This is a genomic window from Azospirillum sp. TSH20 (assembly GCF_003115935.1).
Taxonomy (GTDB): domain Bacteria; phylum Pseudomonadota; class Alphaproteobacteria; order Azospirillales; family Azospirillaceae; genus Azospirillum.
Genome location: NZ_LGQU01000200.1, coordinates 1 through 12,406 on the forward strand (window position 1 = coordinate 1; position 12,406 = coordinate 12,406).

Genomic DNA, 12,406 nt, shown 5'->3' on the forward strand with positions numbered 1-12,406 from the left:
TCATCATCGGCACCGGCAGCAGCGAGGCGAAGGCGCCGCCGACATAGCGGTAGAGCGGCAGGCCGGCATCCTCGGCGGCGGCGCGGGCAACCGCCAGCGACACGCCCAGGATGGCGTTGGCGCCGAGCCGGCTCTTGTTCTCGGTGCCGTCGATCTCGATCATGGTCATGTCGAGCACGCGCTGGTCGGCGGCATCCATGCCGATCAGCGCCTTGGCCAGCTCGCCGTTGACCGACTGCACGGCCTTCAGCACGCCCTTGCCGCCGAAGCGGGACTTGTCGCCGTCGCGCAGTTCGACCGCCTCATGGGCGCCGGTGGAGGCGCCCGACGGAACCGCGGCGCGGCCGAAGGCGCCGGTCTCGAGGGTGACGTCGACTTCGACGGTGGGATTGCCGCGGCTGTCCAGGATTTCGCGGGCGCGGATTTCGGTGATGGCGCTCATGGGAAGGGATGTCCCGTGTGTGGAGGTTGTCCGGTGGGGCCGGTTTCGGTCAAGCCGGGGGCCGCTTCGATTTCGACCGTCATTCCCGCGAAGGCGGGAATCCAGGGCTTGCGGAGGGAAGCCGGCGAGGCAGCCTGGATCCCCGCCTTCGCGGGGATGACGGCTTGGAGAGAGGAATGAACCGGCGGAGAAAGGTTGCGGTCGCTCAGCGCAGCTTGGGGCGCCGGTAGATGAACCAGTAGACGGCACCCACCATCACCGCTCCGCCGATCCAGTTGCCGAGGGTGACCGCGGCGAGGTTGATCAGATAGTGGCCGACCGGGATCGACGGCGCGGCGCGGCCGAGGTCGTGCCAGAAGCTGTCCGGCGCGCCCCATTCGATCAGCAGGCCGAGCGGGACGAAATACATGTTGGCGACGCAGTGCTCGAAGCCGGCGGCGACGAAGGCGGCGACCGGGAAGGTGATCGCCAGGATCTTGTCGCCGACGCTGCGGGCGCCGAGCGCCAGCCAGACGGCGAGGCAGACCAGCACGTTGCAGAGGATGCCGAGGAAGAATGCCTGTGTCGTCGGCAGCGAACTCTTGGCAACGGCGAAATACAGCGCCGAGGCGCCGACCGCGCCATGGCCGAAGGTGTATTGCCCGGACAGGAAGACCAGCAGTGCCGTGCCGGCGGCGCCGACGAAATTGCCGATCCACACCGTGGTCCACACCCGCAGCATCTCGCGGGCATGCAGCCGGCCGCTGGCCCAGGCCATCACCATCAGCGCGTCGCCGGTGAACAGCTGCGCACCGCCGACGATCACCAGGATCAGACCCATGGAAAAGACCAGACCGCCCAGCAGCCGGGTCACCCCATAGGGCAGCATGCCTTCCGCACCCGACATGGTGACGGTGGCGAACAGGCCGCCCAAGGCGATGAAGGCGCCGGCCAGCACCGCCAGGGCGAACAGGGTGGGGGTGTCGTAATGGGCCTTCTTGACGCCCAGATTTTCGGCGGCGAGCGCGATGGCGTCGGGCATCAGCGCGTCGAGTGATTGCGGGGTGGGCTGGCTCCAGCCTCCCACATCCTTGCTGTCCATGTTCATCGGTCGATGTCCTCGCTGCCGCCATGTAGCTTTACTACATACTCCCGTCGGGACGGCGCTGGCAAGCGCACCGCCTGGGCCATTCGGTCGCAGGGGAGGGGCGCATATCGAAGAGGGTGACACAAGGAAACGGCGGATTTTCAGGGTATTGAAAGGGCGCAGCATCGCTCTTGCACCGGCTGCGCTTCTGTAGTGTTGCTACATCATGCCGGACGGGCGTTCGGGCGGGCGCCGCAGACGACGAAGCAGCCCCGGCCGGCATGCTTGGCCCGGTAGAGCGCATCGTCGGCGGCCTTCAGCAGGTCCTGCGCATCGTCCGCATCCTGCGGGAAGAGCGCGATGCCGATGCTGGCGCCCACCGACAGCGTTTGGCGGCCGAGCGTGATCTCCGCCGACACGGCATGGATCAGCTTGTCGGCGATACGCTCGACGTCGGCGACGGACCCGGCGCCCTCCAGCAGGACGGTGAACTCGTCGCCGCCGATCCGCGCCACGAGGTCGGAGGCGCGCAGGCAACCGGTCAGCCGCTCCGCCGTCACCCGCAGCACCTGATCGCCGGCGTCATGGCCGAGCCGGTCGTTCACCGGCTTGAAGCCGTCCAGATCGATGAACAGCAGGGCCAGCGGCTGGCCGATGCGCCGTGCACGGGCAAGCGCCCCGTGGGTGCGGGCGAAGAACAGCCGGCGGTTGGGGAGGCCGGTCAACGGATCGTGGTTGGCGAGATGGTCCTTCTCCGCCTCGCTGCGCCGAAGCATCTCCTCCATCTGGCGGCGGTCGGTGATGTCGCGGGAGATGCCGACGACGCCCAGGATGCTGCCCTCCGGATCGCGGCACGCGGTCTTGACGGTCTCCATCAGGCGCCGCCGGCCGTCGGGGTAGACGAACCACTCTTCACCGCGCGTCATTCCCTCCCGCATGGTGCGCAGGTCGGCCTGACGGCGGCGCTCCGCCGTTTCGGCATCGACCATGTCGAGGTCGCGCAGCGGGCGGTCCGCATCCGGCTTCCAGCCGACATAGTCGAGGGCGGCATGGTTGTAGTTCAGATAGGTGCCGTCGCGGTCCTTGAAGAAGACGATGTCCGGCATCGAATCGATCAGGCTTTGCAGGACGGCGCGCTCGTGGTGCAGGGCCTCCAGCGTGGCGCGGTGGTCGGTCACGTCCTCCATCAGCCACACCTCCCCGCCCTGGGTCAGGTAGGCGAAGAAGCGGATCCAGCGGCGGCTGCCGTCCTTGCAGGTGACCTGCAGTTCGGTCAGCACCGAGGCTTCCGCCAGCCGTGCCGCGTCGTAGCGCTGGCGGACCTCATGGTCGCGGCCGGGGTAGGCGACCGCGAACCACGCGTCCATCGACGGAAGATCCTCCTGCCGGTAGCCGGTCAGCCGTTCCGCCGCGCGGTTGATGAAGATCCGCTCGCCTTCGACATAGGCGGCGGCCATCGGCAGATGCTCCACCATGCGCGACAGGCGCATCTGCGGCGAAGGGGAAGAATTGGCGGTGGTGGTGGCGAGCGGCCTGCCATGGACAAGCATCGCCAACCGCCCGTCCGTCAGGTGAAGCCCGCTGCAGTCGCAGGATAGGACGGCCTGCGCGCCATTGGCCGCCACCATCCAGCATTCGCCGACCCGCTCGCCTGCCGAGAGGCGCCGGGCATATTCGGGCAGCCGCTGCCGGACCGCATCGGGAAGGCCACCGCTCGCGGCGAGGTCCCGGGCAGACCGGGCGCCCCAAAGCGCGCAGGCCGCCGCATTCGCCCACAGGGTACGGCCCGTCTGCAGATCGACCAGCCAGACCGGATCGGCGATCAGGTCAAATGCCGATAAATCTTTTGTAGACCAACATTGATCGGACGTTTGGCTGGTGCAGGCTGCGACGCCCATGTTGGCAAAAGTCCAAGGTGATAGGTTCGAGCATTTTATCGGGCCAAAACGTTAAGTTCACGCAAATGTAACATTGCAGGACGACCCTGATTGAATCAGGCAAACAGGATCGCGCGCCAGCGCCAGTAATATTCGTTCGCGGCTCTGTTGGAATATTACCGCTCCGCGTTCGGCCAACCGGCCGCCGGATCAGGTCAGGTTCCGTCAGGTCAGGTCCAGTTCCTGTATGTAGCGGGTCAGCGCGCAGCTGGCGTTCAGCATGTGGGCGCGCATGCAGCGGGCCGCCTCCTCCCCGTCGCCGCGCGCCATGGCGGCGAGGATCTCGCCATGCTCGGCGTGGGAGGTCGCCAGCCGGTTGCCGTGGCGCAGCTGCGTGCGGCGGAAGGCGGCGAGGCGGGCGCGGACGCCGACCGCCTGTTCGGCCATGAACTGGTTGTGGGTGGCGTGATAGATCGCCTCGTGGAAGCGGCGGTTGAAGTCGTCATAGGCGCCGAGATCGCCGCCCGCGACCATCTCCGCCGCCGCTTCATGCATGGTCTGCAGCCGGCTGCGCTCCACCGGGGTGATGCGGTAGGTGGCGAGGCGGACGCACATCGCCTCCATCTCCGCCGTCATTTCGAACATGTCCATGATGCGCTCGGCCGTCATGGTGGCGACGACCACGCCGCGGCGCGGCCGGACCTCCACCATGCCGGTGGTGGCAAGCTGGCGCAGGGCCTCGCGCACTGGCGTGCGGGAGGCGCCGAACCGTTGGCCGATCTGCTGTTCGTCGAGCGGGGTGCCCGGCTTCAGCCGTCCGGTGGCGATCTCGTCGGCCAGCGCCAGCCTGATCTGGTCCGACAGCAGGCCCTTCTCCTCGGCGACGAGGTCGGTCTCGGACGCGGGGAACTGGGGGTCGAACTGGTCCAAGGCTGGATCTCCGGAGCGGCGTCGCCAGCGGGCAGGATAGACAGGCTTTGCCGATGGTGGAAGAGGATGGGGGGCGTCTCAGCCGCCCATCAGGGCGCGGGTGGCGATGAACAGAACCGACGGACCCATCAGGCAGCCCAGCCCGGTGTAGAAGGTCGCGGTCATCGCGCCATAGGGGACCAGCTTCGGGTCGGTGGCGGCCAACCCGCCGGCCACGCCGCTGGTGGTGCCCATCAGCCCGCCGAAGACCATGGCGCTGCGCGGGTTGTCCAGACCGATATAGGGCGCCATGAAGGGGGTGGAGATCATCACCAGCACCGACTTCACCAGCCCGGCGGCGATGCTGAGCGCCATCACGTCGGAACTCGCCCCCAGCGCCGCGCCGGTCACCGGCCCGACGATGTAGGTGACGGCGCCGGCCCCGATGGTGGTCATGGCGACCGGGTCGGAATAGCCGAAGGCCAGCGCCACCGCCGCACCGACGACGAAGGACAGCAGCACGCCGGTGAACAGCGACACCACGCCGCTCAGCCCCGCCTTGCGGATCTCGCCGAAGCTGACGCCGAAGGCGGTGGAGACGATGGCGAAATCACGCAGCATCGCCCCGCCCATGATGCCGATGCCGGACAGCAGCTTGATGTCGGCCAGCCCATTGTGTCCACCAGTGGACACGCCGCCGGCATAGGCGAGCGCCAGCCCGATCATGATGGCGATGGCGGAGCCGTGCAGCCGCCCGTTGGTCAGGATGCGCGACAGCCAGTAGGACACCCAGATGGTGGCGCCGACGACGGCGAAGGCGGTCAGCAGGCCGTTCTTGACGAGAACGCTGGTCAGGACGTCGAACATGGCGGTCACTCTCCGCTCTTCAGGGGCAGGGCGCAGGCGGCATCGGCTTCCGACATTTCATTACGTTCGTCCACCGGCTGGCCGATGCGGGCGATCACCGGGACCAGCGCGAAGCTGAGCACCACCGCCAGAACCCCGGCGATCAGGGCGGCCGGACCGCCCTTCACCGCCGCGACCACGTCCTGCTGCGCGGCCATGGCGACGACGATCGGGATGTACATCGCGCTCCAGAACAGGATGCCCTGTTCGGCCAGCGCGTTCATGCGCAGCGTCCGCTTCAGATGGTCGGAGAACAGGATCAGCAGCAGCATGGCGATGCCGACGCCGCCGACATTCGCCTTCACCCCGATCAGGATGCCCAGCAGATCGCCGACCACCAGCCCCGCAAGCATGCAGGCCGACAGCAGGGCGACACCATAGACGACCATGGTCCTTCTCCTCTCCGTTGCTCAAGCCCACGAAGGGGGCGTGGTGACAGTTTGCCGAGAGCGCGGCAGCCGTCGCCCGGCCGCGGCTTTCGCCGTCGGGCACGGATTGCTCGATTTAAAGATTGTTTGTGCTGCCACGGTATACGGCAATCCGATCCTGATCGCAACGCGTATTCCGTGACTGCCATTTTTTTCTTGATGTATACAAAATCGGCCTTCACGGGACCGTATGGATACGGCAAGCTGGCATTCACATCGCAAGCGAGAGGGAGGGACAGCATGTCCGCACAGGTCGACCGCCAGCCTGTCGGGCGCGGAGTGTGCGCGCCGACGGCCCACCGGCATCGCGGGGGCTGACCGCCATGCGCGACTGGAATCTGCAAGGGCGGAACCGCGATGAGCGGCTGGCCCGCGCCGCCGGTTTGACGGAGGGCAAGCGCGTCGCCACCGCCGATGCCCGTGCGCTGCTGGAAGCGGTGCTGGAACCGGGCGACCGCGTCTGCCTGGAGGGCAACAACCAGAAGCAGGCCGATTTCCTGGCCCGCACCCTGGCCTCGGTCGATCCGGCGCGGGTGAACGGCCTGCACATGGTGCAGTCGGTTCTGGCCCTGCCGGAGCATCTCGATGTGTTCGAGCGCGGCATCGCCGCGAAGCTCGACTTCTCCTTCTCCGGCCCGCAGGGCGCGCGGCTGGCGCGCATGGTGGCCGACGGGCGGATCGCGGTCGGCGCCATCCACACCTATCTGGAGCTGTTCGGCCGCTATTTCGTCGATCTGACGCCCAGGGTCAGCCTCGTCGCCGCCCAGGCGGCCGACGCCGCCGGCAACCTCTACACCGGTCCCAACACCGAGGACACGCCGGTCATCGTCGAGGCGACCGCCTTCAAGCGCGGCATCGTCATCGCCCAGGTCAACGAACTGGTGGACACGGTTCCGCGCGTCGACATCCCCGGCGGCTGGGTCGATTTCGTCATCCAGAGCCCGACGCCGCACTATATCGAGCCGCTGTTCACCCGTGATCCGGCGCAGATCTCGGAAATCCAGGTGCTGATGGCGATGATGGCCATCAAGGGCATCTATGCCGAATATGGCGTGCAGCGGCTGAACCACGGCATCGGCTTCGACACCGCCGCCATCGAACTGCTGCTGCCGACCTATGCGGACTCGCTTGGGCTGAAGGGGAAGATCTGCCGGCATTGGGCGCTGAACCCACACCCGGCGCTGATCCCCGCCATCGAGGCCGGCTTCGTCGAGAGCGTCCATTCCTTCGGCTCGGAACTGGGGATGGAGGCCTATATCCAGGCGCGGCCCGACGTGTTCTTCACCGGGGCCGACGGCAGCATGCGCTCCAACCGCGCGCTGTGTCAGGCGGCCGGCCATTACGCCTGCGACCTGTTCATCGGATCGACGTTGCAGATCGACCTCGCCGGCAACAGCTCCACCGCCACGCTGGGGCGCATCGCCGGCTTCGGCGGCGCGCCCAACATGGGGGCCGACGCCCGGGGGCGCCGCCATGCCAGCCCGGCGTGGCTGAAGGCGGGGCGGGAGGCGCGGGAGGGCAGCGGGCAGATGCCGCGCGGCCAGAAGTTGGTCGTCCAGATGGTGGAGACCTTCCGCGAGCATATGCAGCCGGCCTTCGTCGACCGGCTCGACGCCTGGGAACTGGCGGAAAGCGCCGGCATGGAGCTGCCGCCGGTGATGATCTACGGCGACGACGTGACCCACATCCTGACGGAGGAGGGCATCGCCAACCTGCTGCTCTGCCGCAATGCCGAGGAACGGGAACAGGCGATCCGCGGCGTCGCCGGCTACACGCCCGTGGGGCGCGGGCGCGACCGCCGCATGGTTGAGAATTTGCGCGACCGCGGCGTCATCCGCCGGCCGGAGGATCTGGGCATCGACAAGCGGATGGCGACCCGCGACCTGCTGGCCGCACGCTCGGTCAAGGACCTCGTGCGTGCATCGGGCGGCCTGTACGACCCGCCCAAGCGCTTCCGCAACTGGTGAGCCGAAACCCATGGAAACCCTGATTTTTGACTATCGCGGCGGGCGGCATCTCAATAATGGGCCTGTGGCCTCCCCGCCGCCGTCCGTCCTGGTGGGCGTCGTCGGCTCCGGCAATCTGGAAGTGCTGGTGGAGCCGGCGCCGCTCGGCGGCCTCTGCCGCGTCGAGGTGCAGACCGCTGCGGTCGGCTTCGGCGCGACGTGGCAGGCGGTGCTGGACGACGTTTTCGCCCGCCATCCGCTGGCCGACGTCCGCATCTCCATCAACGATGTCGGCGCCACCCCGGCCGTGGTCGGGCTGCGGCTGGACCAGGCGCTGGACGCCTTCGCCGGAGGAGCGCAGCCATGAGCAGCTATTATGAGGACAGCGCCCGCGGCCGGCTGGACGGCCTGCTCGATCCCGGCAGCTTTCGCGAGATCCTGCCGCCGACCGAGCGCATGGTCAGCCCGCACCTGCGCCAGCTCGACACCCCCGCCGCCTTCGACGACGGCATCGTGGTGGGCGAGGGGCGGCTGGCCGGCCGCCGCGTGCTGGTCGCGGCGCAGGAGGGTGGCTTCATGGGCGGCGCGGTGGGCGAGGTGCATGGCGCCAAGCTGACCGGTCTCCTGGAACGTGCCCTGGACACCCGCCCCGACGGTGTCCTGTTGCTGGTCGAATCCGGCGGCGTCCGGCTGCACGAGGCCAATGCCGGGCTGATCGCGGTGTCGGAGGTGATGCGCGCGGTGCTGGCCGTGCGGGCATCCGGCATCCCGGTGATCGTGCTGGACGGCGGCACCTTCGGCTGCTTCGGCGGCATGGGCATCGTCTCGCGCCTGTGCGACGCTGTGGTGATGAGCGAGGAGGGGCGGCTCGGCCTGTCGGGCCCCGAGGTGATCGAGACCACCATGGGGGTGGAGGAGTTCGACAGCCGCGACCGCGCGCTGGTCTGGCGCACCGTCGGCGGCAAGCACCGCTATCTGCTGGGCGAGGCGGCCGGTCTGGTCGACGACGACGTCGCCGCCTTCCGCGCTGCCGCTTTGGCCTTGCTGGACGGCAAGCCGGACCTGTCGCTGGCGGCGCTGGAAGCCGAGCATGCGGCGCTGGGCAGCCGGCTGGAGCGGTTCGGCGACTGCCGCGACGCGCTCGACATCTGGGAAAAGCTGGGGGTGGAGGAACCGGAAAAACTGCCGATTCTCGACACCGCCGATTTCCTCGCCACCGTCCGCGACCGGAGGGCCTGAGCCATGGACGTGAAGAGTCTTCTGAACCGGCTGTTTCCGGACGGGCACGAGGTCGCTGCAGATGTAGATTTAGGCGGTGTGTATTTCGACGGCACCGGCCGGGTCTATGGCACCGAGGTGGCGGTGATCGGCACCGTCGACAACACGCCGATCGGCATCGAGCTGGCCTTCCGCATGGCCGGCGCGGTGCTGGAGGTGGTGCGCCGCCATCCCGGCCGGCCGATCCTGCTGCTGGTCGACACCCAGGGCCAGCGGCTGAGCCATCGCGATGAGCTGCTGGGCATCAACGGCTACATGGCGCATCTGGCAAAATGCATCGATCTGGCCCGGCGCAAAGGACACCGGGTGCTGGGGCTGGTCTATGGGCAGGCGGTCAGCGGCGGCTTCCTCGCCACCAGCCTGCTGGCCGACCGCTGCTATGCCCTGCCCGACGCCGAGATCCGGGTGATGAACCTGCCGGCGATGGCGCGCGTCACCAAGATCCCGCTGGAGCGGCTGACGGAGCTGAGCGCCTCCTCGCCGGTGTTCGCGCCGGGCGTGGAGAACTACCGCCGCATGGGCGCCATCGCCGGCCTGTGGGACGGCGACCTCGCGAGTTGCCTTGCCGAAGCGCTGGCCGCACCGGTGGACGGAGACTCGCGCCGGGAGTTGGGCGAGGAGCGTGGCGGCCGGCAGCTTGCCCGCAAGGTGGCCGACCGGGTGCGGCGCGATGCCGCCTGAGATGGTCGGCTGGCCGCGCCACGGCTGGGTCCGGCTGGGGGAGGGCTGGGCGGGCTGCCTGCGCTCCCCTTTGGCCGAGGCGGAGCGGGCGGAGGTGGCGGATTGGTGCCGGGCCGGCCGGCCGCTGGTGATCGCGCGCGGCCGGACGGGGGATGGGGCGGGGGAGCTTCGGCTGGGCCTCGCCACCCCGGACAAACGGCGGATCGGCCTGCACGTGGCGGCGGATGCCGTGGCCGAGCATTGGGGGCCGCTGCCGCTGGCCGAGGCGGTGGACGCGGCGCCGGAGGCGTGGCGGGCGATGCTGGCGGAGCTGGTGCGGCGGGCGCTGGCGGTGGGGGTGACGCCGGCGGTATACGGCTCGCTGGCTTGGCAGCATCGGACGGGGCTGGGCTATGTCCGGCCGGATTCCGACATCGACCTGCTGTTCGCCCCGCGCGAGCGGTGGCAATTGGACGGGCTGCTGGACCTGCTGGCGGCAGCCGGTGACGGGACTCCGAGGCTGGACGGGGAGATCCTGCTGCCGGACGGCGCGGCGGTCGCGTGGCGGGAACTGGCCGGACGGCCCGCCCGCCTGCTGGTGAAGGGACCGGCGGAGGTGGACTTGCGCGACCTGCCGTCCGTGCTGGCGCTGTTCGACAGGGAGGATGCCGCATGACCCGCAGCAGCGCCGCGGTTTCGTTCTTTCCGGCCGATCTTGTCGACCCGCTCGCGGCAGTGGTCGGGCGGACGGCGGTTCGTGCCCTTTATTCCGAACTGGCGCTTCACCCGAAGCCGGGTTTGGTCAGTCCGCTCGACAGCGGCAGCCATGACGACATGGACATGGGCACCTTCCTGCGCAGCCTGTTCGCCCTGCGCGGCTATTTCCGCGCCATCGCCGCTGCCGGTGCGGAGGGGGCTGGGTTCGCCACGTTGCGCGACCTCGGCATCGCCGCCGAGCGCCGGATGCTGGCGGCGACCGGCGGGATCAACACCCACCGGGGGGCCGTGTTCGGGATCGGCTTCCTCGCCGCCGCAGCCGGCTGGCGGATGCGGCGGGGGCAGTCGCTGGGTGGCGCGGCACTGGGCGAGACTGTCTCCGAACTGTGGGGTGGCGGGATTCTGGGTGCCGCACCGCAGGAGCCGGACAGCCACGGCGCGCGGGCGGTTCAGCGCTATGGCGCCCGTGGCGCCCGGCAGGAGGCGGCGGAGGGGTTTCCGACGCTGTTCAAGCTGGCCCTGCCGGTGTTGGGCCGTACGCTGGACGCTGGTGCCGATCCGGAACGGGCGCTGGTGCAGACCCTGTTTACGCTGATGGCGGAACTGGAGGACACCAACCTGCTGCATCGCGGCGGCCTTGCCGGTCTGGCTTTCGTCCAGGGCGAGGCGCGCCGCTTCCTCGACCGCGGTGGGGTGTTCCGCGACGAATGGCGGGCGGAGGCGCTGGCCCTGCACCGCGCCTGCGTCGCCCGCCGGCTGTCACCCGGCGGCAGCGCCGACATGCTGGCGGCGGCCCACTTCGTCCACGCCCTGCGGGAGGGCTGGGCATGAGCCTGGGGATTCTCTGTTCCGGCCAGGGCGGGCAGGGGCCGGGCATGCTTGATCTGCTGCGGCGGGAGCCGGCGGCGCAGGCGGTGCTGGACCGGGCCGCCACCGTCATGGAGCAGGACCCGCGCGCGCTGGTCGCCGGGCCGGAGGCGGAGATGCAGCGCAACGCTGTCGCCCAGCCACTGCTCTGTGCGGTCCAGGCGGCGACCTGGGCGGCGCTGCGGCCCCACCTGCCGCCGGTGCGTGCGGTTGCCGGCTACAGCCTGGGGGAGTTGTCGGCCTACCATGTTGCGGGCGCGCTCGCCGACGACGAGTTGGTTCGGCTGGCGATCCGGCGGGCCGAGGCGATGGACCGCGCCGACCCGGAGCCGGGTGGGCTGTTGGCCGTGCGGGGATTGGACCGGGCGCGATTGGAGGCGATCTGCAGCGACTGCGGTGCCGACATCGCCATCGAGAATGGCGCCGACCGGTTCGTGGTCGGTGGGCATCGGCCGACACTGGCTGCGGTAGAGCAGGCAGTTCTGGCGTTGGGCGCCGCGGTGACGCCGCTGTCGGTCACCATCGCCTCGCACACCCGCCTGATGGCGCCCGCCGCGGCGGAGTTTTCACCGGTTTTGGCGGCGAGCGGCCTGCAGACTCCGCCGCTGCCGGTGCTGGCCGGCATCGACGGCACCCCGGTCTACACGCGCGAGCGGGCGGTGGCGGCACTGACCCGGCAGATGACCGAGACGGTCACCTGGGCGGCCTGCCTGGACGGGCTGATCGAGATGGGCTGCACCGTCCTGCTGGAAACCGGCCCCTGCAACGCGCTGGCACGCATGGCCGCCGAGCGGCATCCCGGTCTGGCCGTCCGTGCCGTGACGGATTTCCGCAGTCTGTCCGGTGCCGCCACCTGGGTGGAGCGGCAGCTCGGGTGAACGGGCTGTAGGTCGCAAGAGGAATCCCCTCTCCCCGGGGGGGAGAGGGGGGAGGCTCCAAGGGAAAGTGTCACCGACGCCCAGCCGGCTTCGGTCCCAGCACGCAGGCGACGGCGGCCAGGATCAGCACCAGCGCCGCCGCCAGCCGCGCCGTCACCGGGTCGCCCAGCAGCAGCACCGCGCCGCTCACCCCGACGACGGGGATCAGCAGGGTGCTGACCGCCGCCTCGCCCACCGTCAGGCGGCGGACGGTGACGTACCACAGAGCCTGCGCCGCGCAGAGCGAACAGACGATGTGCCAGGCGAAGCCGACCCAAACCTCGGGGTGGATTTCGGACAGCGCCGGCCTCGTCTCCGTCGCCGCCAGAAGGATCATCGGCGGGGCGCACAGCACATACTGCCAGCCGGTGATGACCATCGGGGGGGGGCGCC

Annotated in this window: 13 protein-coding genes and 1 pseudogene; 7 read left to right on the forward strand and 7 right to left on the reverse strand. The window is 69.6% G+C overall.

All coding sequences use genetic code 11. The annotated features are described in order from the left end of the window. From eno to madL, 6 genes and pseudogenes are all read right to left on the reverse strand, one after another. Nucleotides 1-442 (reverse strand): annotated as a pseudogene (eno, locus tag TSH20_RS33955) (phosphopyruvate hydratase); the annotation flags it as partial. 205 nt (nucleotides 443-647) lie between these two features. Then, entirely contained in the window at nucleotides 648-1,529 is an 882-nt protein-coding gene (locus tag TSH20_RS33960) for a formate/nitrite transporter family protein (protein ID WP_109157232.1), read from the reverse strand. 203 nt (nucleotides 1,530-1,732) lie between these two features. After that, the gene (locus tag TSH20_RS33965; RefSeq protein WP_109157231.1) at nucleotides 1,733-3,406 is read right to left on the reverse strand and encodes a diguanylate cyclase; all 1,674 of its coding nucleotides are present in this window, start codon (nucleotides 3,404-3,406) and stop codon (nucleotides 1,733-1,735) included. Nucleotides 3,407-3,610: 204 nt separating this feature from the next. Further along, nucleotides 3,611-4,315, reverse strand: a complete 705-nt coding sequence (locus TSH20_RS33970) for a GntR family transcriptional regulator (protein WP_169054812.1) — start codon at nucleotides 4,313-4,315, stop codon at nucleotides 3,611-3,613. A 78-nt stretch (nucleotides 4,316-4,393) separates the two neighbouring features. Further along, a complete protein-coding gene (madM, locus tag TSH20_RS33975) occupies nucleotides 4,394-5,161 on the reverse strand; it encodes a malonate transporter subunit MadM (protein WP_109157230.1) in 768 nt (255 codons plus the stop codon). A 5-nt stretch (nucleotides 5,162-5,166) separates the two neighbouring features. Then, nucleotides 5,167-5,589: a malonate transporter subunit MadL gene (gene madL, locus TSH20_RS33980; protein ID WP_109157229.1), complete on the reverse strand. Its 423-nt coding sequence runs from the start codon at nucleotides 5,587-5,589 to the stop codon at nucleotides 5,167-5,169. 362 nt (nucleotides 5,590-5,951) lie between these two features. Between madL and mdcA the strand changes: the two genes are divergently transcribed. From mdcA to TSH20_RS34015, 7 genes are read left to right on the forward strand one after another with little or no spacing between them, the layout of a single operon-like run. Next, nucleotides 5,952-7,595 (forward strand): malonate decarboxylase subunit alpha, encoded by a 1,644-nt coding sequence (gene mdcA, locus TSH20_RS33985; protein ID WP_109157228.1) that lies wholly within the window; start codon nucleotides 5,952-5,954, stop codon nucleotides 7,593-7,595. Between the two features lie 10 nt (nucleotides 7,596-7,605). Further along, nucleotides 7,606-7,941, forward strand: coding sequence for a malonate decarboxylase acyl carrier protein (mdcC, locus tag TSH20_RS33990; protein WP_109157227.1), 336 nt, complete (start codon nucleotides 7,606-7,608; stop codon nucleotides 7,939-7,941). Beyond that, nucleotides 7,938-8,813 carry a biotin-independent malonate decarboxylase subunit beta gene (locus TSH20_RS33995; protein WP_109157226.1) on the forward strand — a complete coding sequence of 292 codons (876 nt, stop codon included), beginning with the start codon at nucleotides 7,938-7,940 and terminating at the stop codon, nucleotides 8,811-8,813. The genes mdcC and TSH20_RS33995 overlap by 4 nt, the downstream gene beginning before the upstream one ends. A 3-nt stretch (nucleotides 8,814-8,816) precedes the next feature. After that, complete coding sequence (mdcE, locus tag TSH20_RS34000) at nucleotides 8,817-9,533, forward strand: biotin-independent malonate decarboxylase subunit gamma (protein WP_109157225.1); 717 nt, start codon at nucleotides 8,817-8,819, stop codon at nucleotides 9,531-9,533. Then, nucleotides 9,523-10,188 (forward strand): malonate decarboxylase holo-[acyl-carrier-protein] synthase, encoded by a 666-nt coding sequence (mdcG, locus tag TSH20_RS34005; protein WP_109157224.1) that lies wholly within the window; start codon nucleotides 9,523-9,525, stop codon nucleotides 10,186-10,188. The genes mdcE and mdcG overlap by 11 nt, the downstream gene beginning before the upstream one ends. Next, nucleotides 10,185-11,060, forward strand: coding sequence for a triphosphoribosyl-dephospho-CoA synthase MdcB (mdcB, locus tag TSH20_RS34010; protein WP_109157223.1), 876 nt, complete (start codon nucleotides 10,185-10,187; stop codon nucleotides 11,058-11,060). Before mdcG ends, mdcB begins: the two co-directional genes overlap by 4 nt. Beyond that, nucleotides 11,057-11,974, forward strand: coding sequence for an acyltransferase domain-containing protein (locus TSH20_RS34015; protein ID WP_109157222.1), 918 nt, complete (start codon nucleotides 11,057-11,059; stop codon nucleotides 11,972-11,974). Before mdcB ends, TSH20_RS34015 begins: the two co-directional genes overlap by 4 nt. A gap of 70 nt (nucleotides 11,975-12,044) precedes the next feature. Here TSH20_RS34015 and TSH20_RS34020 read toward each other — a convergent pair. Beyond that, on the reverse strand, nucleotides 12,045-12,406 hold a 362-nt coding region (locus tag TSH20_RS34020; protein ID WP_146207513.1), incomplete at its 5' end, for an EamA family transporter.

Coding starts and splice junctions, on each gene's coding strand:
- TSH20_RS33965 (WP_109157231.1), bottom strand. CDS start 3,406: ATGGGCGTCGCAGCCTGCACCAGCCAAACGTCCGATCAATGTTGGTCT.
- mdcC (WP_109157227.1), top strand. CDS start 7,606: ATGGAAACCCTGATTTTTGACTATCGCGGCGGGCGGCATCTCAATAAT.
- madL (WP_109157229.1), bottom strand. CDS start 5,589: ATGGTCGTCTATGGTGTCGCCCTGCTGTCGGCCTGCATGCTTGCGGGG.
- TSH20_RS33960 (WP_109157232.1), bottom strand. CDS start 1,529: ATGAACATGGACAGCAAGGATGTGGGAGGCTGGAGCCAGCCCACCCCG.
- mdcB (WP_109157223.1), top strand. CDS start 10,185: ATGACCCGCAGCAGCGCCGCGGTTTCGTTCTTTCCGGCCGATCTTGTC.
- mdcA (WP_109157228.1), top strand. CDS start 5,952: ATGCGCGACTGGAATCTGCAAGGGCGGAACCGCGATGAGCGGCTGGCC.
- TSH20_RS33995 (WP_109157226.1), top strand. CDS start 7,938: ATGAGCAGCTATTATGAGGACAGCGCCCGCGGCCGGCTGGACGGCCTG.
- TSH20_RS34015 (WP_109157222.1), top strand. CDS start 11,057: ATGAGCCTGGGGATTCTCTGTTCCGGCCAGGGCGGGCAGGGGCCGGGC.
- mdcE (WP_109157225.1), top strand. CDS start 8,817: ATGGACGTGAAGAGTCTTCTGAACCGGCTGTTTCCGGACGGGCACGAG.
- mdcG (WP_109157224.1), top strand. CDS start 9,523: ATGCCGCCTGAGATGGTCGGCTGGCCGCGCCACGGCTGGGTCCGGCTG.
- madM (WP_109157230.1), bottom strand. CDS start 5,161: ATGTTCGACGTCCTGACCAGCGTTCTCGTCAAGAACGGCCTGCTGACC.